Source organism: [Enterobacter] lignolyticus SCF1, from assembly GCF_000164865.1.
GTDB classification, from domain to species: Bacteria; Pseudomonadota; Gammaproteobacteria; order Enterobacterales; family Enterobacteriaceae; genus Enterobacter_B; species Enterobacter_B lignolyticus.
Window position 1 is genome coordinate 4,417,387 of record NC_014618.1, and the last position, 21,153, is coordinate 4,438,539.

The window sequence follows — 21,153 nt, forward strand, 5'->3', positions numbered from 1 at the left end:
CTTTCCGGCTACTGAAAACAGCGTCAGAAAGGCGTCGGGTGAAAAAGGCAAACGATTATCTGGCTTTTAGCAGGGCGTTTTCAACAGATGTTTGCGCCATTTCGCTAAATTTCGCCGATGGCGGCGAAGAAATCGACAACGTATGCGCAAACGTTATCGTCCATGCGCAATCTGGCAACACTTTTGTTCAAAATAACGAACGAAACCGTCGCCATTTGCCGGAAAACTTTTGCCGAAAAAATCACCGCTTCAGGTGGCAAATCCACGCTCAGGGAATAGAATTAAAGTGTCAGCACAATCCGGAACCTCCAACCCACATGTGATCGACTGAGGGGTGTTGATGTCGGGGGAGACCCTCCCGTGAACCAACGGGATAGAGTGAAAGACAAAGACCGGGAAACACGAAAGCGCCCTCTGTGGCGCTTTCGTTTTATTCGTCATCCATAAAATGCGCGCCCGGCCCTTTCTCGCCGAGCTTATCGCCCGGGTTGCGCAGCGGACAGTCCCGCCGCGACAGGCAGCCGCAGCCGATACAGCCGTCAAGCTGATCGCGCAGCGCCACCAGGGTGTGGATGCGCCGGTCCAGCTCCTCGCGCCACTGGGACGAGAGGTGCTTCCACTCTTTGGCGCTGAGCGTATGGCCTTCGGGCAGCACCCCGAAGGCATCGCTGATGGTGGACAGCGGAATCCCAATGCGCTGCGCAATCTTGATGATCGCCACATAGCGCAGCACGTCGCGGCGGTAGCGCCGCTGGTTGCCCGCATTGCGGGTACTCTGAATAAGCCCTTTGCTTTCATAGAAATGCAGCGCCGAGACGGCAACGCCGCTACGCTTCGCCACTTCGCCGGGCGTCAGCAGCATTTTGATGCGGGGAGATTTCTTTTCCATAAAGCGCTTTACCTCAAGTTAACTTGAGGAATTATACTCGCCCGCAGACAAAACGACGAATCGAGATTTGAGAAAGAGGCCGCTTATGTCCCATCACGATATTATTCAAACGCTGATTGAATGGATTGATGAACATATCGATCAACCGCTTAACATTGACGTAGTCGCCAAAAAATCCGGCTATTCAAAATGGTATCTGCAGCGGATGTTCCGCACGGTGACGCATCAGACGCTGGGCGACTATATCCGCCAGCGACGCCTGCTGCTGGCGGCAGAAGCGCTAAGAACCACGCAGCGCCCGATTTTTGATATTGCGATGGATTTGGGGTATGTCTCGCAGCAGACCTTCTCGCGCGTATTCCGCCGCGAATTCGATCGTACGCCGAGCGACTACCGCCATCAGATTTCGGCCTGAACGGTCTGCTGCACCGGGCGCTGAAGCCACTGTATAAACGCCTGCGGCGGCATCGCCCGGGCAAAATACCACCCCTGGCAGTACTGCACCCCGCGCTTGAGCAGCCAGGCGGCCTGCTCATGCGTCTCGACGCCCTCCGCAATCGCCTTGAGCTGCAGGCTCTGCGCCATCTCGATGATATGCTCGACGATCAGGTGGCTGGTGCTGTTGGTGGTGAGCGTGTCAACGAACGATTTATCAATTTTCAGGATATCTACGTTCAGCGAGTACAGATTGTGCAGGTTGGAATAACCGGTGCCGAAGTCATCGATCGCTACCTCATAGCCCGCCTGACGAAACGCCTGGATCACCGGCGTGGTCTTCGGCACGTCGATAAAGCCCCGCTCGGTGACCTCGATTTTAATCTGCTGCGCCCGCACCCGGTACTGCCGCGCCTTTTCCGAAATTAACGAAATCAGCCGCGAAGAGTGGAAATCCGAGGCCGAGAGATTAATCGAAATATACAGCTGCGGGTTGTTTTGCAGGAAAAAGCCCAGGTCGGTAAAGACGCACTCCACCACATAGTCGGTTATCTGCTCGATAAACCCCTCTTTTTCCGCCAGCGGAATAAACTCCGCCGGGCTCATCACCGGACCGTCAAACCCGGGCCAGCGCAGCAGCGCCTCCGCGCCGACGCACTGGTTGGATTTGATATCGATAATGGGCTGATAGTGCAGGCAAAGCTGCCGCCGGGTTAATGCCCGCATCAGCAGGCGCTTTGGCGCATTGAACCGCTGCTGCGTACGCGACCACACCAGCAGAATCAGCATGCTGCAAATCAGGCCGAGCGGCAGCGTCAGCGTCGCCTGATGGCGGAAGTTCTGGTAATAGCGCGCATTTGACGATGACACAATAATAGCGATAGGACGTCGCGGCGAAAGCGCAATCGTATAAAACCGATCGTGACGTTCAAAGGCGTAGTCGCTATCGCGGATCAGCGATTTGAATGACGCCAGGTTGGCATTCTCGCTGCTCGAGAAGAATTCATTAGTTTTTGTATCGTAGACGCCGAATGCCAGGGACGCATCATCCGTGATCACTTCACCATAGGAGAGCGGGTTAATCACCACGACGTATTGTCCCCGCTGCATATAGGTCATGTTATAGCCGGGATAGAAAGGCGTATTACGGTAATAATAAATGGCGATATCGGGTTTGCGGTGGTAATTGGCGGCAGGCATTATCCAGGGTTTATCCGGCCGAACGGCGGTTGAGCATAAAAACCGGTCATCTCTGGCATAAATTAAGTCGGCGACATATAAACGGCCGCGAATAATATTTAGCATCTGCTGCTGATGCTGCGGCGTACAGATATCGCCGCGATATTGCTCCGCCGCATCGCGGGCTAAATCCGCCTGACGAATCACGTGTTCCGTTTTCGCCAGCACCAGATGAGCGAAGGTGCGTAGCTGGGCATGCGTTTCCGCCTCAGCCCGGATTTGCGCGAACCAAAGCGCGAGCATCACGGGTAGCAGCACCACCGTGATAAGCCCTACCCCACGCAGCATCTGACGTCGCGCACTACGATTCATTTCAGCTAAATCCCTGCATTTACGCACCTGTCTTTCAGGCTGAATGCTTTTTTAACAGGTGATTACGTTGCATGAATCATTCGGTATTAGCAACTCTCTTTTTACAGCAAAATACACATATCAGACGATTATGATAATATTTTTCCGTAAGCCAAACTGAAAGAGAAGCCGACGTTTTCATTAAGTTCGCTATTAATTAGGCAATTCAGATGCATGCTGTTTACATTGCCAGCAGCAGACCCGGACGCCGACCCTGTCCGTATTGCGGGGGTTTTCCGCTGCCAGGCGCACAAAAACCCCGGCAATCCGCTGGTGAATAAACCATCAAACGTGATATAGTTCACACATTAAAATGCAACGGAACACTCTGTTTCATTAACTTATTGAATGCCAAACGATAGCCGATCCCCCTCGTACCGAGGAGCAACCGTGCGCTATCTCCGGCACGTTTTCTCAGAGGGGAGTTTTATGGCTTCAATTACCGCCAGCGTCGTACTGCTGCGCTGGCCGCTGGTAAGCGCCGGGCTGATGTTTCTGGCCAGCACGCTGAATATCCAGCTGCGTAAATCAGATTTTGCCGGTCTTGCCGTCATCAGCAGCTGCCTGGGCATCGCGGCGGCATGCTGGTTCGCCACCGGCCTGCTCGGCATCACGCTGGTTGATATCGCTGCCGTCTGGGGCAACATCAAAACCGTGATGATCGAGGCGATGAACCAGACGCCGCCGGAATGGCCGATGGTGCTGACCTGATAAACGATAGCCTCCTGCCGGGGGCATTTTTTTGCCCCCATGTTCCCCCCTACGGCGCTCTCTTTCCCTTACAACTCACCCTGTTTTGGCTAGACTCAAAAGATGCACCATGCGGAGTGCCGCGCCATGAATGCCATCTCTTTCTCTTTGCAGCGATTCATTATCGCAAGCGTTACCTGTCTCACCGCCCTGCTGCTCGTCGGCGCCGTGCGCGCCGCGCCCGCGCAGGATAAACCGCCGAAGCAAGAGGAGCGTGAGACGCTGGAAGTCAACATCAACGATATGCTGAAACCCTGGAAAGGGGATCTTCCCGGTATGCTCGACAGGCGGGTGATCAGGGTATTGACCACCTACAGCAAGACCTTTTTCTTCATCGATAAAGGCACTCAGCGCGGCGCGACCCACGACATCTTTATTGAATTTGAGCGCGGCCTGAACAGCAAGCTCGCCAAAGAGAACAAGCTGAAACAGCGCCACCTGAAAGTACGCATCCTCTTTGTGCCGGTTGCGCGCGACCAGCTCTTCACCGCGCTCAACGAGGGTAAAGGCGATATCGCCGCCGCCAACCTCACCATCACCCCCGGTCGCCAGGCGCAGGTGACGTTTACCGAACCGCTCTACCCGAACGTGAAGGAGCTGCTGATTTCTGGCCCAGCCTCTCCCGACGTGGAGAACCTCGAGGCGCTTTCCGGTAAAACGGTATTTGTACGCCCGTCATCAAGCTACTACGAGAGCCTGACGGCGCTGAATGCCCATTTCGCCAAAGAATCGCGCCCGCCGGTGACCCTGGAGGCCGCTCCCGAAGCGCTCGAAGATGAAGATCTTATCGAGATGCTGAGCGCAGGACTGATTCCGCTGATCGTCGTCGATCGCCACAAGGCGCTTTTCTGGAAACAAGTGTTTCCAAAAATTCAGGTGCACGAAAACATCGTCCTGCGCGATAACGCCAGCATCGCCTGGGCGGTACGCAAAGACGACCCGCAGCTGCTCGCTCTGCTGAATACCTTCATTAAAGAAAACGGCCAGGGCAGCACGGTCGGCAATACCATTCTGCTGCGCTATCTCAAAGATGCTAAATACGTCAAAAACGCGGCGGCGGAGAAAGAGCGGCGTAAATTTCTGGCGATGGTGGAGCTGTTTAAAAAGTACGGCGAGCAGTATGACGTAGACTGGCTGCTGATGGCCGCCCAGGGCTATCAGGAATCACGCCTTAACCAGTCCGTCCGCAGCCCGGTGGGCGCCATTGGCGTCATGCAGGTGATGCCGAAAACCGGTAAAGAGCTCAAAGTCGGTGATATTCGCAGCCTGGACCCCAATATCCATGCCGGGGTGAAATACATGCGCTGGATGATAGACCAGTACTACGGCGACGAACCGATGACCCCCCTCGATAAGGCGCTTTTCTCATTTGCATCTTATAACGCCGGACCGGCGCGCATCGCCCGCCTGCGGGTAGAGACCCAGCAACGCGGTTTTGACCCTAACATCTGGTTTGGCAACGTCGAACATCTGGCCGCCGAGAAGATAGGCGCCGAAACGGTGACCTACGTCAGCAATATCTACAAATACTACATCGCCTACCGGCTCATTATGGACGAGCAGGCGCGTAAGCAGAAAGCGACAGAGGAATCTAAAAGCAAGCTGACGGCTGAAAAAGCAAAAGCCCCGTAAGAGAACGGGGCCCGACGCCATTTTCGGTTTACAGAACATCTTCAGAGAAGACGATTTCTGCATTTGGGTGAATTTTCACAAGCGATGCAGGCAGCGATGTTGTAATTTTACTCTTCAGCAGTTTGTCGAAGATCTCTTTTTTATGTTCGCCAGTGACCATTAATATCACCTTTTTTGCCGACATAATTTCCTGCAAACCTAAGGAGATACCAAACTTAACATCGTGCTTTCCCGATACCATCGGATGCGATTGGGACGCTACGTGCAGATCAACTTTACTGACATTCACCGGCAAACCGTCGTTTGGTTCGATAAAACCAATATGACCGTTCATTCCCAGACCAATAATACACAGGTCAGGGCTCTGTACGGCAGCCATCGCATTCTGAATACGTTCGACTTCGGCTTCCGGTGCGACCCCTCCGTCAAAGGCGATGTAATTTTCTGGTGTAATTCCCCAGGGTTTAACAACATGCTCATCTAAATACTGCTCGCATGAATTTTCATTGCTCTTACTAAGGCCGACCCACTCATCCAGCTTAATAACTTTGGCTTTGCTCGCGGGTTGCGAAAGCATGGATGGAACCATATCAAAGGCTTTAGTCGGCGTACCGCCTGAAGCCAGGATAAATGAAGCGGTTTCCTTTGCCGTGATTGTTTCGGCAATTTGTTGCGCCACATGCGCCGCAACATCATCCTGGGTTGTTAATTGAACCAGTTGCATCAGTTAACCTCGTCTCATATTTCTGGTAAATTCAAGAATACCTGCGTCAGTGATCGAAACGGTATATTCAAAAACGCCATGTTCATTTGAGCCAATACGAATAACGCTCATCATGGGTGTCGGTTCGTTCACATCAAAAATTTTACTTTGCTCTTCATTGAGTATGATTGGCGTGAGTTTTTCTTTTATACTCATCTCCCCCGTCATACCGATATCATCAAGGGCCCGATATAAACCGACTTGTTCAACATGTCCAATATCGAGCAAATTAAACGTTGATTTTAAAAGATAGGTATCTTCAAGCACGGCCAGATAATCGTTGACATAGCGGCGCCGGGAAATAACCGCAAATTCCTCATCTGCGGCAATGCCGAAGACGTTAGCAATAAACCCGGATTTTATAAAATCGACTTTCTCAATAATAGTTTTATGCTCCAGCCCCTTCTTATCGACATCCTGGGTAAAGCTCAGCGTGGGCTCAACTTCTTCACGAAGCATCGGTATAGTGACGATGTTCCCAATACCCTGTTTAGACACAAGATAGCCACGTTCGATGAGGTACGCGATTGCGCTACGGATCGTCGAACGGCTGCACTGGTATTTTTCCTTCAGCATTAATTCCGGCGTTAACTTATCACCTTCCTGTAAGCCACGGATTTCCTCAAGAATCAGCTCCGAAACCTGCAAATATTTGGGTAATAAATGTTTAGATTCCATCTTCAGTGTCCTCAAAGGATATCTGCGCGTCTTTCATAACAAATGCAGATATCGACTCCTTACCCTGTTCCAGCACTATTTCAATAAGCTCAGGTATTGTCGCAGCATCCTCCCGCGCATCGATAGCCGCTGCAACCATATTGAAATTTGTACCGGTCAGGACCTCTATGTCATAACCCTTAAGTTTTAACTCTACTGACTTATTAAATGGCGTACCACCCTTCATATCAGTCAGCATCAAAACGGTAGAGCCTTCATCCTGAGAGGTGACGAGGTTTTCCAGTTGCCCGAGGAACACAACGGAAGACATATCGTATGCGTAAGGAAGCGTAAAAAGATTATCCACATCGCCAAATACTCCCTTCACCAGGCTATGCAGCCCTTGCGAAAACTCTCCGTGGCCGCTAATAATCATGCTGACTTTCATTACACAATTCCTACAGCGGCGCCAACAATTGAAAGCACGGTGATAATGCCAATCATCATCAGAGGTTTGGCTTTTTTGACCTTCACTGCATAGAACACCGTGGCGGCAACCAGCGCGGGTAATAAGTTAGGCATTACCGCATCCAGTAAGTCGCTCTGCAGCTTAACCACCATGTCTCCGGCATCGAGCGTTAGCGGCGTCGTTATCGAAATATAGGACGCCATGAGACCGCCTATCACCGTCATTCCCAGGATCGTTGCCGTGCGTGAAAGCTGCTCGGAGACGGTCTTAATGTTGGCAAAGGCTTTAGTGCCATTTTTATAGGCAAAGTGCATCAAACCAAACCGGATTGAAAACTGAATAACAAAGAAACTGATCAGATAAAAGAACGGTGCAAATACGTTGCCGTGGCTGGCCAGGCTTGCGGCAATACCCGCAATAATAGGGATTGCTGTCGCCCACAGCAGCGAGTCTCCTAAACCCGCCATAGGCGCCATCGCACTGATTTTAATACTACGAATAACGTCAGGAGCCGCTTTCTTGCGTTCTGCCGCCAGAGCCAGACCAAAGGCGAATGTTGGGACAAACGTGTTGGTGTTGAAAAACTCGCTGTGCAGATTAAAAGACTGCTTAAGATCGTCAGGATTGCGGTGAATCTTTTTCAGCGCAGGCAGCATCGAATAAAGCACACCGCCCGCCTGCATACGTTCGTAGTTGAAGCTGGTGTTTAATAGCATTGAGCGCCAGCATACTTTGTTTAAGTCAGCTTTGGTTAATTCAGGCGCTTCAGTCTGGTCGATAAAGTCGCTCATCTTAGATCCCTTCTTCTTCTTCAGTTTCTGGTACGGCTTTAGCCATGGTTTGCTGACGATATTGATGAGAAAAGAAATCGTAAGCGGCGAAACAAGCCCCGAAAATAGCTAACGCGAGGATCGGCATCTTCAGGTAGCTTACTGCGGCAAAGCCGCCAATCAGGAACAAAATATGCTGACGCTTCCACATCATTTTCAACAGCATAGCGAAACCAACGGCAGGCAGGATCCCACCGGCAACGCTCAGGCCGTGGATGACAAACTCAGGCAGTGATTTGATGAAACCGGAAGCTTGCTCTGCGCCGAAATAAATCGGAATGAAAGCAACCGTAAAATACAACACGAACGCTAAACCCAGACCCGTCCATTGCGTACGACCAAACCCAGATAAATTCATGGTTTCGATATAACGGTCGTTCTTATGCATATAGACCGCAAGGAAAGTACAAAAGGCGGTCATGATGGCCTGCATCAGAATGGCGAACGGAACAGCCAACGCGACGGATACTTTCGGGTCCAGACCGCTCACAATGGTGAATGTGACGCCAATAACGGTACCAATAACCATGTTCGGCGGCTGGGCGCCGCCAAATGCGGCCGTCTGCCCCAGGAAGACAAGTTCCAGAATCGCTCCGACCATCAGACCCGTTTTAACGTCGCCTAATACCAGACCAATTAAAAAACCAACGACAATCGGGCGGTAGGTTTGAAACTGTTCAGCAAAGGAATCAGCCCCGGTAAATGCCGCAACAAGCGCGACGAGCAAGACAGTTGTTAATTCCATGTGGTTTAGCCTTTGTATGCCTGTTTGCTGTCGTTAGGGGTCAGGGCGTAATAGACGTTCACGCCTTTGCTTACCAGCGCGTCCAGAGCCAATTTCTCTTCATGGTTAACGTGATATGACTTGTACACATTGATGTCATGAGCGGTCGAATAGGCACGATTCCCCAGATTGAGCTCTTTGATTGGCACACCGTTTTCAACCAGCTTTAGCGCATCCAGCGGATTATCGGCCATTAGCAAAATATGCTGCTTCTGCGATGCCTGGTGAATGACATCAATGGTTTTTTGCACCGAAAAATAGCGAACCCCAACACCTTCCGGCGCGGCAATGGATATCAACTGTTTTCTCATCTCATCTTCAGCCACAGCATCATTGCAGATAACCACCAGGTTCGCCTGAGTGTGTGGGATCCATCCCGTCGCGACCTGACCGTGAATGTAGCGGTCATCTAAGCGGGTATGCACGATATTCACCATTGTTCATTCTCCAAGCCGTTTAATTTTTCATTTGTCCGGATGTCCGGACAAGTTCAATTATTGATCGCTTCATCGCCTAAAAAATGAGGCGGCGATCAAATACGGGGAAGAAAAGAAAAATGAGCTCGAAATGCTAAACGCGAGAGTCGGGCAGAAAGCGCGGTTTCGGGGAAAAAAAACCCTGCCGAAGCAGGGTCTTAGAAAACGTTGTTGCTAATCTTAACGGGGTGCGGATCAGAACGGAATATCGTCGTCGAAATCCATCGGCGGTTCGTTAGACGGTGCCGGAGCGGACTGCTGCTGCGGGCGAGACTGCGCGCCGCCGCTGAACTGGTTGCCGCCCTGCGGCTGCTGAGGCTGACCCCAACCGCCCTGCTGCTGGCCGCCGCCCATATTGCCGCCTGCCGACGCGCCGCCGCCCTGACGGCCGCCCAGCATCTGCATGGTGCCGCCCACGTTGACCACCACCTCAGTGGTGTACTTTTCCTGACCGGACTGATCGGTCCATTTGCGGGTGCGCAGCTGGCCTTCGATATAGACCTGAGAACCTTTACGCAGGTATTCGCCGGCAACTTCAGCCAGCTTGCCGAACAGCACAACGCGGTGCCACTCGGTCTGCTCTTTCATTTCGCCGGTCTGCTTGTCACGCCAGGATTCGGAAGTAGCCAGCGTAATGTTGGCCACTGCGCCACCACTCGGCATATAGCGTACTTCCGGGTCCTGGCCCAGATTACCGACGAGAATCACCTTGTTTACGCCTCTGCTGGCCATGATCGTGTCTCCTGAATACGTTTCTTAATAGTGTAAACGCGTGAGTGTACCATTTCCACGCAGCATTTTAATAGCTGTGAGGCTCTTTCCAGAGATCTCTCGCCAACCAGACATTGTTGCACAATTCCGCTGAAGATGCATTCCAATACTGTATATTCAAACAGGTCAAACTGTGTCATAATTTAGCCGTTTCTGCCGTTTGTCCTTCAAACAAACCAGGCATTCCGAGTCTCTACCGGGAAAGGTGAATGGATAAGATCGAAGTTCGGGGCGCCCGCACCCACAATCTCAAAAATATCAACCTCGTCATCCCACGCGACAAGCTTATCGTCGTGACCGGGCTGTCGGGTTCCGGCAAATCCTCACTGGCTTTCGACACGCTGTATGCCGAAGGACAACGTCGCTACGTTGAGTCGCTTTCCGCCTATGCGCGGCAGTTCCTGTCATTGATGGAAAAGCCCGACGTCGACCATATCGAAGGGCTGTCGCCTGCGATTTCGATCGAGCAGAAATCCACGTCGCATAACCCGCGCTCCACCGTCGGGACGATTACCGAAATCCACGACTACCTGCGCCTGCTGTTCGCCCGCGTCGGCGAGCCGCGCTGCCCGGATCACGACGTGCCGCTGGCGGCGCAAACCGTCAGCCAGATGGTGGATAACGTGCTGTCGCAGCCGGAAGGCAAGCGCCTGATGCTGCTGGCGCCGGTCATTAAAGAGCGTAAGGGCGAGCACACCAAAACGCTGGAGAACCTGGCAAGCCAGGGCTACATCCGCGCCCGTATCGACGGCGAGGTGTGCGATCTCTCCGATCCGCCGAAGCTTGAGCTGCAGAAGAAGCACACCATCGAGGTGGTTATCGATCGCTTCAAAGTGCGCGAGGATCTGGCGCAGCGCCTCGCGGAATCGTTCGAAACCGCGCTGGAGCTCTCCGGCGGTACCGCGGTAGTGGCCGATATGGACGATCCGAAAGCGGACGAGCTGCTGTTTTCCGCGAACTTCGCCTGTCCGATCTGCGGCTACAGCATGCGCGAGCTGGAGCCGCGCCTGTTCTCGTTCAACAACCCGGCGGGCGCTTGCCCGACCTGCGACGGCCTCGGCGTACAGCAGTATTTCGATCCGGATCGCATTATCCAGAACCCGGAGCTGTCGCTGGCGGGCGGCGCGATCCGCGGCTGGGATCGCCGCAACTTCTACTATTTCCAGATGCTGAAGTCGCTGGCGGATCACTATAAATTCGACGTCGACGCCCCGTGGGGCAGCCTCAGCGCCCACGTACAAAAAGTGGTGCTGTACGGTTCCGGCAAAGATTCTATCGAGTTCAAATACATGAACGATCGCGGCGACACCTCCGTGCGCCGCCATCCGTTCGAAGGCGTGCTGCATAATATGGAGCGCCGCTACAAAGAGACGGAGTCCAACGCGGTGCGCGAGGAGCTGGCGAAATTCATCAGCAACCGCCCCTGCACCAGCTGCGATGGTACGCGCCTGAACCGCGAAGCGCGCCATGTGTTTGTGGAAAATACGGCGCTGCCGACCATCTCCGATATGAGCATCGGCCACGCGATGGACTTCTTCAACAACATGAAGCTGTCCGGCCAGCGGGCGAAAATCGCCGAAAAAGTGCTGAAAGAGATCGGCGATCGGCTGAAGTTTCTGGTCAACGTCGGCCTTAATTACCTGACGCTGTCCCGCTCGGCGGAAACGCTCTCCGGCGGCGAAGCGCAGCGCATCCGTCTGGCAAGCCAGATTGGCGCGGGCCTGGTCGGCGTGATGTACGTGCTGGATGAACCGTCCATCGGCCTGCACCAGCGCGACAACGAACGCCTGCTCGGCACGCTTATCCATCTGCGCAACCTCGGCAACACCGTGATCGTGGTGGAGCATGACGAAGACGCCATTCGCGCCGCCGACCATGTGATCGACATCGGTCCTGGCGCGGGCGTTCACGGCGGCCAGGTGGTTGCGGAAGGGCCGCTGGACGCCATTATGGCGGTACCGGAGTCGCTGACCGGCCAGTTCATGAGCGGCAAGCGCAAGATTGAAGTGCCGCAGCAACGGGTGGCGGCGAACCCGGAAAAAGTGCTGAAGCTGACCGGGGCGCGCGGCAACAACCTGAAAGACGTCACCCTGACGCTGCCGGTGGGTCTGTTTACCTGTATCACCGGCGTATCCGGTTCCGGGAAATCGACGCTGATCAATGACACCCTGTTCCCGATAGCCCAGCGTCAGTTGAACGGCGCGACCATCGCCGAACCGGCGCCGTACCGCGATATTCACGGGCTGGAGCATTTCGATAAAGTTATCGACATCGACCAGAGCCCGATTGGCCGTACCCCGCGCTCAAACCCGGCGACCTATACCGGCGTGTTCACCCCCGTGCGCGAGCTGTTCGCCGGGGTGCCGGAGGCGCGTTCACGCGGCTATACGCCGGGGCGCTTTAGCTTTAACGTGCGCGGCGGACGCTGCGAAGCCTGCCAGGGCGATGGGGTTATCAAGGTGGAGATGCACTTCCTGCCGGATATTTACGTGCCGTGCGACCAGTGCAAAGGCAAACGCTATAACCGCGAAACGCTGGAGATTAAGTACAAAGGCAAGACCATCCATGAAGTGCTGGACATGACCATTGAAGAAGCGCGCGAATTCTTTGATGCCGTTCCGGCGCTGGCGCGTAAGCTGCAAACGCTGATGGACGTCGGCCTGACCTACATCCGTCTCGGCCAGTCGGCGACGACGCTCTCCGGCGGCGAGGCACAGCGCGTGAAGCTGGCGCGCGAGCTGTCAAAACGCGGCACCGGCCAGACGCTGTATATCCTTGATGAGCCGACGACAGGCCTGCACTTTGCCGATATCCAGCAGTTGCTGGAAGTGCTGCATCAGCTCAGGGACCAGGGCAATACCATTGTGGTCATTGAGCACAACCTGGACGTCATTAAAACGGCGGACTGGATAGTCGACCTCGGACCGGAAGGCGGCAGCGGCGGCGGGGAAATCCTCGTTTCCGGTACGCCGGAAACCGTCGCGGAGTGCGAAGCCTCGCACACGGCGCGGTTCCTGAAGCCGATGCTGTAGCCATCACACCGAAAGCTGTTGCCTGACCTGTTCAGGTAACAGCTCTATCGCCTGCTGATACGAGGCGTCCACCAGGTAGTAAATCTGCGAATCCGGCAGCGAGCCGTCGAGATACACGGTGCTCCAGTGCGCTTTGTTGAGATGCTTGCTCGGACGCACGTCGCTGTGCCGCTCGCGCAGCAACTCCGCCAGTTCAGGGCTGGTTTTCAGCGACGCAGCCGGACGCCCTTCCACCTCTTTGACCATGGCAAACAGCACGTCGGAGACTTTAATCTGCGTCGCTTTCCAGTCGCTGTGCACGCTTTGCTCCGCCCCGGGTTTCGCCATGCAGTATTGCAATAGATCCGAATTGGTCATCATTTTCCCCCTTGTCGCGTCGCGGCACACCGCCGCATCCCGCACGGATGTCATTCAGATAAGTGTGCAGCAAGACGGGCAAAGGTGAAACCACATTGATTAAAAAAACGGCAATCTGCTGATTGCCGTTTTTTACTGTCAGTACTCTGAGTTGACGATAACTTCTTCACCAAACGCCCCGGCCATCGGCAGCGGCTTGTAGGTGGAATTGGACGCCCGCAGCACGCGGATCCCCCTCACGCCGACGTCATGCGCCGCGGTGATATCGTTATCCGAATCACCGTAGAACATTTTGATATTCTTCTCCCGCAGCCACTGCGTTTTGGTGTTCTGACCCGCTTTGTCGCCGGCAAAAATCACCGGGTTCATATTGTCAGCGGGGATCAAAAAATCATCCTGCAGGGTTTTCGATACGGTTTCGGTCCTGGTTTCGCTGCGGCCGGTGATGAAATAGATGCTGTCGCCGCGTTTCACGTGCATGGAGATCAGCGCGCGCGCCACCTCTTTCGGGATGCTGAACTCATCCCAGCCGTTATTCATCTTTTCCCAGAACTCCGGGTTTTTCAGGTAGGCATCGCTTCCCGGCGAGTAGGTTTTCTGCCCGCGCCAGAAACCGGGGCTGGAAAACAGCACGGTATCGTCGATATCGAAGCCCACCGCCATCGGCGGACGGCCAACAAGGCTATTTTCAATCTGGGCGACAGATACCCAGTGAATCGGCGCCTGTTCGGCGAGTTTCGCGACATTTGTCCCGGGATACAGCGGAGAAGGCGAAGAAGCATGGGCGTCAACAACGGTGCTGTTTAGTGTGAATAATAAGCAAAAGGCGCTAAGCGCCAGCGTAATCTTGCGCATTGTTAATCCCTAAATCTTCAGGTCGTTATTGTTATCCACGTCATCCTTCAAGCCGCCTCGATGCAACTTGAATGATTTTGTGTATAAATCGACGGTATTTTCACAAAGCGTTCTGACCTTAACCGCTGAGCTACATGAAGGGAAGGAATATCTGGGAACAATGTTATAGAAAACGGAGATGATCACACTAATTATAGGGATATTTACGCTCCTCTCTCCGGGTATCAGGAGAGAGGAGAAAGTAAGTGAGTACTTACATTACAGCAGCAAACGCCTGGGCCACGCGATGGACGTTACCGGCGTTCAGACCAGCCACGCACATCCTGCCGCTGGCGATCAGATAGACGCCAAATTCTTCGCGCAGGCGATCCACCTGAGCGGCGCTCAGTCCGGTGTAGCTGAACATGCCGCGCTGTTTGAGCAGGTAATCAAAATTGCCGTGCGGCACCGCCTCACGGAGCACCTCGACCAGCGCCTGGCGCATGGCCAGAATACGGACGCGCATGGCCTCGACTTCGGCAATCCAGGTCGCCTTCAGCGCCGCGTCGCCCAGCACCGCCGACACTACCTGCGCGCCAAAACTCGGCGGGCTGGAGTAGTTCCGACGCACCGTCGCCTTCAGCTGTCCCAGCACGCGAGCCGCGGTATCGCTGTCTTCACAGACCACGGACAGGCCGCCGACGCGTTCGCCGTACAGCGAGAAAATTTTAGAAAACGAGTTGCTGACCAGCACCGGCAGCCCGGCGCGGGCAATCGCGCGGATGGCGTACGCATCCTCGGCCATACCGTCGCCGAACCCCTGATAGGCAATATCCAAAAACGGGATCAGATTGCGGGCCTTCAGCACGCCGGTGACCGCATCCCACTGCGCGTCCGTCAGGTCGGCGCCGGTTGGGTTATGGCAGCACGGATGCATCAGCACAATGTCCTGTTCCGGCAGGGTGTTCAGTTTCTCCAGCAGCGCGTCGAAGCGAACGCCGTTGGTTTTTGCATCAAACCAAGGGTAAGTGCTTACTTCGAATCCAGCCCCTTCAAAGATAGCGATGTGGTTTTCCCAGGTCGGGTCGCTGACCCACACCCGCGAGTTCGGGAAGTAGCGTTTGAGGAAATCAGCGCCGATCTTCAGCGCGCCGGAGCCCCCGAGCGTCTGAATGGTGGCGACGCGATGCTGCTGAAGAACCGGGTGATCGTCGCCAAACAGCAGCGGAGCAATACCATGGCGGTAGGCGTTCAGCCCTTCCATCGGCAGATACAACGACGCACCGTGCGGCTGGGCGTTGAGGCGGGCTTCCGCCTGCGCGACCGCCTGCAGCTGCGGGATAATGCCGTCTTCGTTGTAGTACAAGCCAATGCTGAGATTGACCTTATCGCTTCTGGGATCGTCTTTAAAACGCTCCATCAGGGAAAGGATGGGATCGCCCGCGTAGGCGTCAACTTTTTGAAACACGAGAGGTTCTCCAGATTTACAGAAGGCAGGTGAATACCACAATAAACCGGATACGGGAGAAGATCGAGAGGATGTTGGGGGTGAATACCCTCCCCAGGCCGGAGAGGGTAAATGCCAGGATTAGTCGACGTATTTCATCGCCACCCGCGACGTCAGGCGCGTGATAAGTTCGTAAGCACTCACTTTCGAAAGCTCCGCTATCCGCTCGACCGGTAGCCCTTCGCCCCACAGCACGACCGGGTCGCCCGCTCTGTCCTGCGCCTGCGGCCCGAGGTCGACGCAGATCATATCCATCGCCACGCGGCCGACGATCGGCACTTCACGGCCGTTTACCAGCACCGGGGTGCCCGACGGCGCCGCGCGCGGGTAGCCATCGCCGTAGCCCATCGCCACCACGCCAAGGCGCGTATCGCGCGCGCTTTCCCAGGTGCCGCCATAGCCGACCGGCTCACCGGCTTTATGCTCACGTACGGCGATAAGGCTTGAGGTCAGGGACATCACCGGCTGCAGGCCGAAATCCGGCCCCCAGGGTTTGCCCTCCAGCGGCGAAACGCCGTACAGGATAATACCCGGACGGACCCAGTCGAAATGCGACTGCGGCCACAGCAGGATACCGCCGGAAGCGGCGATAGAACGCATACCCGGCTTGCCGTCGCAGAAGGTGTTAAACACGTCGAGCTGGCGTTCGGTCGCGCCGCATTCCGGTTCGTCGGCGCGGGCGAAGTGGCTGACGATATTGACCGGCTGACGCACGTTTTGGCACTGGCTCAGGCGCTGATAAAAAGCCTCAGCCTCTTCCGGGCGTACGCCTAAGCGGTGCATGCCGGTATCCAGCTTCATCCAGACGGTGACCGGTTCCGGCAGCGTCGCCTGCTCCAGCGCTTCCAGCTGCTCCAGGTTATGCACCGCGGTATGCAGGCGCTGTGCCGAGATAACCGGCAGATCGCCGGCATTAAAGAATCCTTCGAGCAGGAGGATGGGTTGCGTGATTCCCCCCTCGCGCAGGCGCAGCGCCTCCTCCAGACGGGCGACGCCAAAGGCGTCGGCATCGGGGAGCGTTCGCGCGGTCTCCAGAAGACCGTGTCCATAGGCGTTCGCTTTCACGACCGCAACGAGCTTGCTGGCGGGCGCCAGTTCACGCAGACGTTGCAGGTTGTGTCGCAGAGCGCGGCGGTTAATAACAACTGTTGCCGCTTGCATTTGAATTCCTTAGAAATTACTCATCATCATATTGAGGACCGGCATAATTATCGAAGCGCGACCATTGTCCGTTAAAGGTAAGACGTACCGTACCGATTGGGCCGTTACGCTGCTTACCGATAATGATTTCAGCGATGCCTTTCAGATCGCTGTTCTCGTGATACACCTCATCACGATAGATAAACATAATCAGGTCGGCATCCTGCTCGATGGAGCCTGATTCACGCAGATCCGAGTTGACCGGACGCTTGTCGGCACGCTGCTCCAGGGAGCGGTTCAGCTGCGACAGCGCCACCACCGGGACCTGCAGCTCTTTCGCCAGCGCCTTCAGCGAGCGGGAGATTTCGGCGATTTCCAGGGTACGGTTGTCGGACAGCGACGGTACCCGCATCAGCTGCAGGTAGTCGATCATGATAAGCCCAATCCCGCCGTGTTCGCGCGCGATACGGCGCGCGCGGGAGCGCACTTCCGTAGGCGTCAGGCCGGAGGAATCATCAATGTATATATTACGCTTATCCAGCAGAATGCCCATGGTGCCGGAGATACGCGCCCAGTCTTCGTCATCCAGCTGGCCGGTACGAATCTTGGTCTGATCCACGCGCGAGAGCGACGCCAGAGAACGCATCATAATCTGTTCTGATGGCATCTCCAGCGAGAAGATAAGCACCGGTTTATCCTGCAACATCGCCGCATTTTCAACGAGGTTCATCGCAAATGTCGTTTTCCCCATCGACGGACGCGCGGCGACGATAATCAAATCCGACGGCTGTAAGCCTGCGGTCTTTTTATTGAGATCGTCATAGCCGGTGTTAACGCCAGTCACGCCATCGTGCGGCTGCTGGAATAACTGCTCGATGCGCGCAACGGTGGCATCCAGCACCTCGGCGATATTCTTCGGGCCTTCGTCTTTATTGGCGCGGCTTTCGGCGATTTTGAAGACGCGAGACTCTGCAAGGTCGAGCAAATCTTCACTGGTGCGCCCCTGCGGGTCAAAGCCCGCTTCGGCGATCTCATTCGCCACGGAGATCATTTCACGGACAACGGCACGTTCGCGGACGATATCGGCGTAGGCGCTGATGTTCGCCGCACTTGGCGTGTTTTTTGACAATTCCGCCAGATAGGCGAAACCGCCGACGCTGTCGAGCTGTCCCTGACGCTCCAGCGATTCAGCGAGCGTGATGAGATCGATGGGGCTGCCGGTCTCCTGCAGACGGCCCATTTCGGTGAAGATATGGCGGTGCGGGCGCGTGTAGAAATCGTCAGCGACGACGCGCTCGGCGACATCATCCCAGCGTTCGTTATCCAGCATTAAACCGCCCAACACCGACTGCTCCGCTTCAATCGAGTGCGGCGGTACTTTCAACCCGGCGACCTGCAGATCGCGTTCGCGGGGTTCAGTCTGTTGTTTGTTGAAGGGTTTATTTCCTGCCATAGTGAATGGAGTTACCGAGATAAAGAATGGGTCGAAAGATTACCACATTTCTGGAGGAATCATGGCAACACGAATTGAATTTCACAAGCATGGTGGCCCGGAAGTTTTAAACGCCGTCGAGTTTACCCCCGCAGATCCCACCGAACACGAGATTCAGGTAGAAAATAAGGCTATCGGCATCAACTATATCGATACCTATATCCGCAGCGGCCTCTATCCACCGCCATCGCTGCCAAGCGGTCTGGGAACCGAAGCCGCCGGGGTCGTGAGCAAGGTCGGCAGCAGCGTGAAGCACATCAAAGCCGGCGACCGCGTGGTGTACGCCCAGTCGGCGCTTGGCGCCTACAGCTCTGTTCATAACGTGCCGGCGGATAAAGCGGCCATCCTGCCGTCGGCTATCTCATTCGAGCAGGCCGCCGCGTCGTTTCTCAAAGGGCTGACGGTGTTCTATCTGCTGCGCAAAACCTACGAGATCCAGCCGAACGAGCCGTTCCTGTTCCATGCGGCGGCGGGCGGCGTGGGGCTTATCGCCTGCCAGTGGGCAAAAGCGCTGGGCGCGAAGCTGATTGGCACCGTCGGGTCTGAGCAGAAGGCGCAGCGGGCGCTGCAGGCGGGCGCATGGAAGGTGATCAACTACCGCGACGAAAACGTGGCGGAACGGGTAAAAGAGATTACCGGCGGTAAAAAGCTGCGCGTGGTGTATGACTCCGTGGGCAGGGATACCTGGGAAATGTCGCTTGATTGCCTGCAGCGGCGCGGACTCATGGTGAGTTTCGGCAACTCCTCCGGCGCGGTCACCGGGGTTAACCTCGGCATTCTGAACCAGAAGGGCTCGCTGTACGTCACGCGCCCTTCCCTGCAAGGCTATATCACCACCCGCGAAGAGCTGGCGGAGGCCAGTAACGAACTGTTCTCGCTGATCGCCAGCGGCGTTATCAGGGTTGATGTCGCCGACGCGCAGAAATACCCGCTGGCGCAGGCGAAAAAGGCCCATGAGGTGCTGGAAAGCCGGGCGACGCAAGGCTCGAGCCTGCTGCTGCCCTGAGGAACGGGCGGATAGAAAAGTTTAGGGCTTCCCGGAGGAAGCCCTTACTTTTTATAGTTCGGCTGTATGTAGGGTACAGCTCGATGAATTTGTTAGCGCGGTGATAGTGACAGATTTATGACGACCTGCCTACGCCGCCCGGCGCAAAATTCTCATGTTGTGACGCATCCCGCAATACCTTAGTAACGCCAGCGGTCATTACGCTCATAACGTGCCGCCTTCGGCGCATTAATCGCCCGAATCACCCATACCGCCGCCACCGCCAGCAGCAGCCACGGCAGCAGCTTGAGCGTAAGCGCAAATAGCCCGCCGACAAACATCACCACCGTCGCCACCACCATAGCGGCGAGAATCCCCAGCAGAGAGACGCCCGTCACCAGCAGCATGACAAAAAACCCAATAATAAACAGTAGCTCCAGCATGGTTTTCTCCCAACCTTGATAAATCGCTTATGGATGAGCTATTACAAGAACCGTGCCAAAGTTAACATATTGAATATCAAGAAAAACGCCTCGCAGATATTCGCAAGGCGTGGTGAATTTGACGATTAAGTGGTGAAAAATTAACGACGGTTTTCCACCAGCTGCAGCGCCTGCTCCAGCACGTTGATGTCCGCGCCGGCTTTATGGGCGTTTTCGCTGAGGTAGCGGCGCCACTGCCGCGCGCCCGGAATTCCCTGGAACAGGCCCAGCATGTGGCGGGTGATATGTCCCAGGTAAGTGCCGTTGCTCAGCTCGCGCTCAATATACGGGTACATGGCACGCACCACGGCGATCGGGTCGGCATCGGCCGCGCTGGCGCCGAAAATCTCGCGATCCACCGTCGCCAGTATGCCCGGGTTCTGGTACACCTCGCGGCCAACCATCACGCCGTCCATATGCTGCAGATGCGCCTTCGCCTCGGCCAGCGATTTGATGCCGCCGTTAATCGACATCGTCAGGTGCGGAAAATCGCGTTTCAGCTGATAGACCCGCGGGTAATCCAGCGGCGGGATCTCCCGGTTCTCTTTCGGGCTTAGCCCGGACAGCCAGGCCTTGCGGGCATGGATGATAAACATCTCGCACTCGCCGCGGCCGGAAACGGTGTTAATAAATTCGCAGAGGAATTCGTAGCTGTCCTGATCGTCGATGCCGATACGGGTTTTGACCGTCACCGGAATCGACGCCGCGTCGCGCATCGCCTTCACGCAGTCCGCCACCAGCTGCGCATTGCCCATCAGGCAGGCGCCGAACATGCCGTTCTGCACGCGGTCCGACGGGCAGCCGACGTTGAGGTTGATTTCATCGTACCCGCGCGCCTGCGCAAGCTTCGCGCACTGTGCCAGCGCCGCCGGATCGCTGCCGCCGAGCTGCAGCGCAACCGGATGCTCCTCCTCGCTATAGGCCAGATAATCGCCTTTCCCGTGAATGATCGCCCCGGTGGTGACCATCTCGGTGTACAGCAGCGTCTGGCGCGACAGCAGGCGCAGGAAGTAACGACAATGCCTGTCCGTCCAGTCGAGCATCGGCGCAACAGAGAAGCGGTGTGCAGGAAAAACGGGGGATTGTGTTTCTGGCAGCATGGCGAAGTAATAAGCATCCGGTAAAAAAGGGGCGCTACTATAGCACAGGCTCAAAAAGGATACGATTTACGTCTCTACAGGTAGCGCCAGGATCAGCCGATCAGCCTCAGGTAAACCTGAATTAAAGCCGCCCGGTCCTGAACAAGCCGGGCATTTCTGCAGAAATGCCCGGCATCAG

At 55.5% G+C, this 21,153-nt stretch carries 22 protein-coding genes; 6 read left to right on the forward strand and 16 right to left on the reverse strand.

Going from position 1 to position 21,153, the window contains the following annotated elements; all coding sequences use genetic code 11:
* Nucleotides 1-38: 38 nt before the first annotated feature.
* A complete protein-coding gene (locus tag ENTCL_RS23295) occupies nt 39-323 on the forward strand; it encodes a hypothetical protein (protein ID WP_071841431.1) in 285 nt (94 codons plus the stop codon).
* Between the two features lie 107 nt (nt 324-430).
* On the opposite strand, the gene soxR is transcribed toward ENTCL_RS23295, so the two are convergent.
* Nucleotides 431-889 carry a redox-sensitive transcriptional activator SoxR gene (gene soxR, locus ENTCL_RS20485; RefSeq protein ID WP_013368050.1) on the reverse strand — a complete coding sequence of 153 codons (459 nt, stop codon included), beginning with the start codon at nt 887-889 and terminating at the stop codon, nt 431-433.
* Nucleotides 890-974: 85 nt separating this feature from the next.
* Between soxR and soxS the strand changes: the two genes are divergently transcribed.
* The gene (gene soxS / locus ENTCL_RS20490) at nt 975-1,304 is read left to right on the forward strand and encodes a superoxide response transcriptional regulator SoxS (protein WP_013368051.1); all 330 of its coding nucleotides are present in this window, start codon (nt 975-977) and stop codon (nt 1,302-1,304) included.
* Here the strand turns inward: soxS and ENTCL_RS20495 are convergent.
* Nucleotides 1,289-2,875 carry an EAL domain-containing protein gene (locus ENTCL_RS20495; RefSeq protein ID WP_013368052.1) on the reverse strand — a complete coding sequence of 529 codons (1,587 nt, stop codon included), beginning with the start codon at nt 2,873-2,875 and terminating at the stop codon, nt 1,289-1,291. The genes soxS and ENTCL_RS20495 overlap by 16 nt on opposite strands.
* A gap of 468 nt (nt 2,876-3,343) precedes the next feature.
* Between ENTCL_RS20495 and ENTCL_RS20500 the strand changes: the two genes are divergently transcribed.
* Nucleotides 3,344-3,625 (forward strand): YjcB family protein, encoded by a 282-nt coding sequence (locus tag ENTCL_RS20500; RefSeq protein WP_013368053.1) that lies wholly within the window; start codon nt 3,344-3,346, stop codon nt 3,623-3,625.
* A 126-nt stretch (nt 3,626-3,751) separates the two neighbouring features.
* Nucleotides 3,752-5,296: an MltF family protein gene (locus ENTCL_RS20505; protein ID WP_013368054.1), complete on the forward strand. Its 1,545-nt coding sequence runs from the start codon at nt 3,752-3,754 to the stop codon at nt 5,294-5,296.
* Between the two features lie 28 nt (nt 5,297-5,324).
* Here the strand turns inward: ENTCL_RS20505 and ENTCL_RS20510 are convergent, their stop codons facing one another.
* The 7 genes from ENTCL_RS20510 to ssb1 form a co-directional block, all read right to left on the reverse strand.
* Nucleotides 5,325-6,020 carry a 6-phosphogluconolactonase gene (locus tag ENTCL_RS20510; RefSeq protein ID WP_013368055.1) on the reverse strand — a complete coding sequence of 232 codons (696 nt, stop codon included), beginning with the start codon at nt 6,018-6,020 and terminating at the stop codon, nt 5,325-5,327.
* 3 nt (nt 6,021-6,023) lie between these two features.
* Complete coding sequence (locus ENTCL_RS20515) at nt 6,024-6,737, reverse strand: GntR family transcriptional regulator (protein ID WP_013368056.1); 714 nt, start codon at nt 6,735-6,737, stop codon at nt 6,024-6,026.
* Nucleotides 6,727-7,164, reverse strand: coding sequence for a PTS sugar transporter subunit IIA (locus ENTCL_RS20520; protein ID WP_013368057.1), 438 nt, complete (start codon nt 7,162-7,164; stop codon nt 6,727-6,729). Before ENTCL_RS20520 ends, ENTCL_RS20515 begins: the two co-directional genes overlap by 11 nt.
* Nucleotides 7,164-7,976, reverse strand: a complete 813-nt coding sequence (locus tag ENTCL_RS20525) for a PTS system mannose/fructose/sorbose family transporter subunit IID (protein ID WP_013368058.1) — start codon at nt 7,974-7,976, stop codon at nt 7,164-7,166. The genes ENTCL_RS20520 and ENTCL_RS20525 overlap by 1 nt, the downstream gene beginning before the upstream one ends.
* A 1-nt stretch (nt 7,977) precedes the next feature.
* Nucleotides 7,978-8,760, reverse strand: coding sequence for a PTS mannose/fructose/sorbose/N-acetylgalactosamine transporter subunit IIC (locus ENTCL_RS20530; RefSeq protein ID WP_013368059.1), 783 nt, complete (start codon nt 8,758-8,760; stop codon nt 7,978-7,980).
* A 5-nt stretch (nt 8,761-8,765) separates the two neighbouring features.
* Nucleotides 8,766-9,236, reverse strand: a complete 471-nt coding sequence (locus ENTCL_RS20535; protein WP_013368060.1) for a PTS sugar transporter subunit IIB — start codon at nt 9,234-9,236, stop codon at nt 8,766-8,768.
* Nucleotides 9,237-9,470: 234 nt separating this feature from the next.
* The gene (gene ssb1, locus ENTCL_RS20540; protein ID WP_013368061.1) at nt 9,471-10,007 is read right to left on the reverse strand and encodes a single-stranded DNA-binding protein SSB1; all 537 of its coding nucleotides are present in this window, start codon (nt 10,005-10,007) and stop codon (nt 9,471-9,473) included.
* A gap of 248 nt (nt 10,008-10,255) precedes the next feature.
* Between ssb1 and uvrA the strand changes: the two genes are divergently transcribed.
* Entirely contained in the window at nt 10,256-13,078 is a 2,823-nt protein-coding gene (gene uvrA / locus ENTCL_RS20545; protein ID WP_013368062.1) for an excinuclease ABC subunit UvrA, read from the forward strand.
* Nucleotides 13,079-13,081: 3 nt separating this feature from the next.
* Here the strand turns inward: uvrA and ENTCL_RS20550 are convergent, their stop codons facing one another.
* From ENTCL_RS20550 to dnaB, 5 genes are all read right to left on the reverse strand, one after another.
* Complete coding sequence (locus ENTCL_RS20550) at nt 13,082-13,435, reverse strand: MmcQ/YjbR family DNA-binding protein (RefSeq protein WP_044612197.1); 354 nt, start codon at nt 13,433-13,435, stop codon at nt 13,082-13,084.
* A 138-nt stretch (nt 13,436-13,573) separates the two neighbouring features.
* A complete protein-coding gene (gene aphA / locus ENTCL_RS20555) occupies nt 13,574-14,290 on the reverse strand; it encodes an acid phosphatase AphA (protein ID WP_013368064.1) in 717 nt (238 codons plus the stop codon).
* A gap of 253 nt (nt 14,291-14,543) precedes the next feature.
* Nucleotides 14,544-15,737 (reverse strand): aromatic amino acid transaminase, encoded by a 1,194-nt coding sequence (tyrB, locus tag ENTCL_RS20560; protein WP_013368065.1) that lies wholly within the window; start codon nt 15,735-15,737, stop codon nt 14,544-14,546.
* 120 nt (nt 15,738-15,857) lie between these two features.
* Nucleotides 15,858-16,937 (reverse strand): alanine racemase, encoded by a 1,080-nt coding sequence (gene alr / locus ENTCL_RS20565; protein WP_013368066.1) that lies wholly within the window; start codon nt 16,935-16,937, stop codon nt 15,858-15,860.
* Between the two features lie 16 nt (nt 16,938-16,953).
* Complete coding sequence (gene dnaB / locus ENTCL_RS20570; protein ID WP_013368067.1) at nt 16,954-18,369, reverse strand: replicative DNA helicase; 1,416 nt, start codon at nt 18,367-18,369, stop codon at nt 16,954-16,956.
* Nucleotides 18,370-18,430: 61 nt separating this feature from the next.
* Between dnaB and ENTCL_RS20575 the strand changes: the two genes are divergently transcribed.
* Complete coding sequence (locus tag ENTCL_RS20575) at nt 18,431-19,414, forward strand: quinone oxidoreductase (protein WP_013368068.1); 984 nt, start codon at nt 18,431-18,433, stop codon at nt 19,412-19,414.
* A gap of 179 nt (nt 19,415-19,593) precedes the next feature.
* Here ENTCL_RS20575 and pspG read toward each other — a convergent pair whose 3' ends face one another.
* Both pspG and dusA read right to left on the reverse strand, forming a co-directional pair.
* On the reverse strand, nt 19,594-19,836 hold the full coding sequence (gene pspG / locus ENTCL_RS20580) for an envelope stress response protein PspG (protein ID WP_013368069.1): 243 nt from the start codon (nt 19,834-19,836) through the stop codon (nt 19,594-19,596).
* Nucleotides 19,837-19,976: 140 nt separating this feature from the next.
* Complete coding sequence (gene dusA / locus ENTCL_RS20585) at nt 19,977-20,975, reverse strand: tRNA dihydrouridine(20/20a) synthase DusA (protein WP_013368070.1); 999 nt, start codon at nt 20,973-20,975, stop codon at nt 19,977-19,979.
* Nucleotides 20,976-21,153 lie beyond the last annotated feature (178 nt).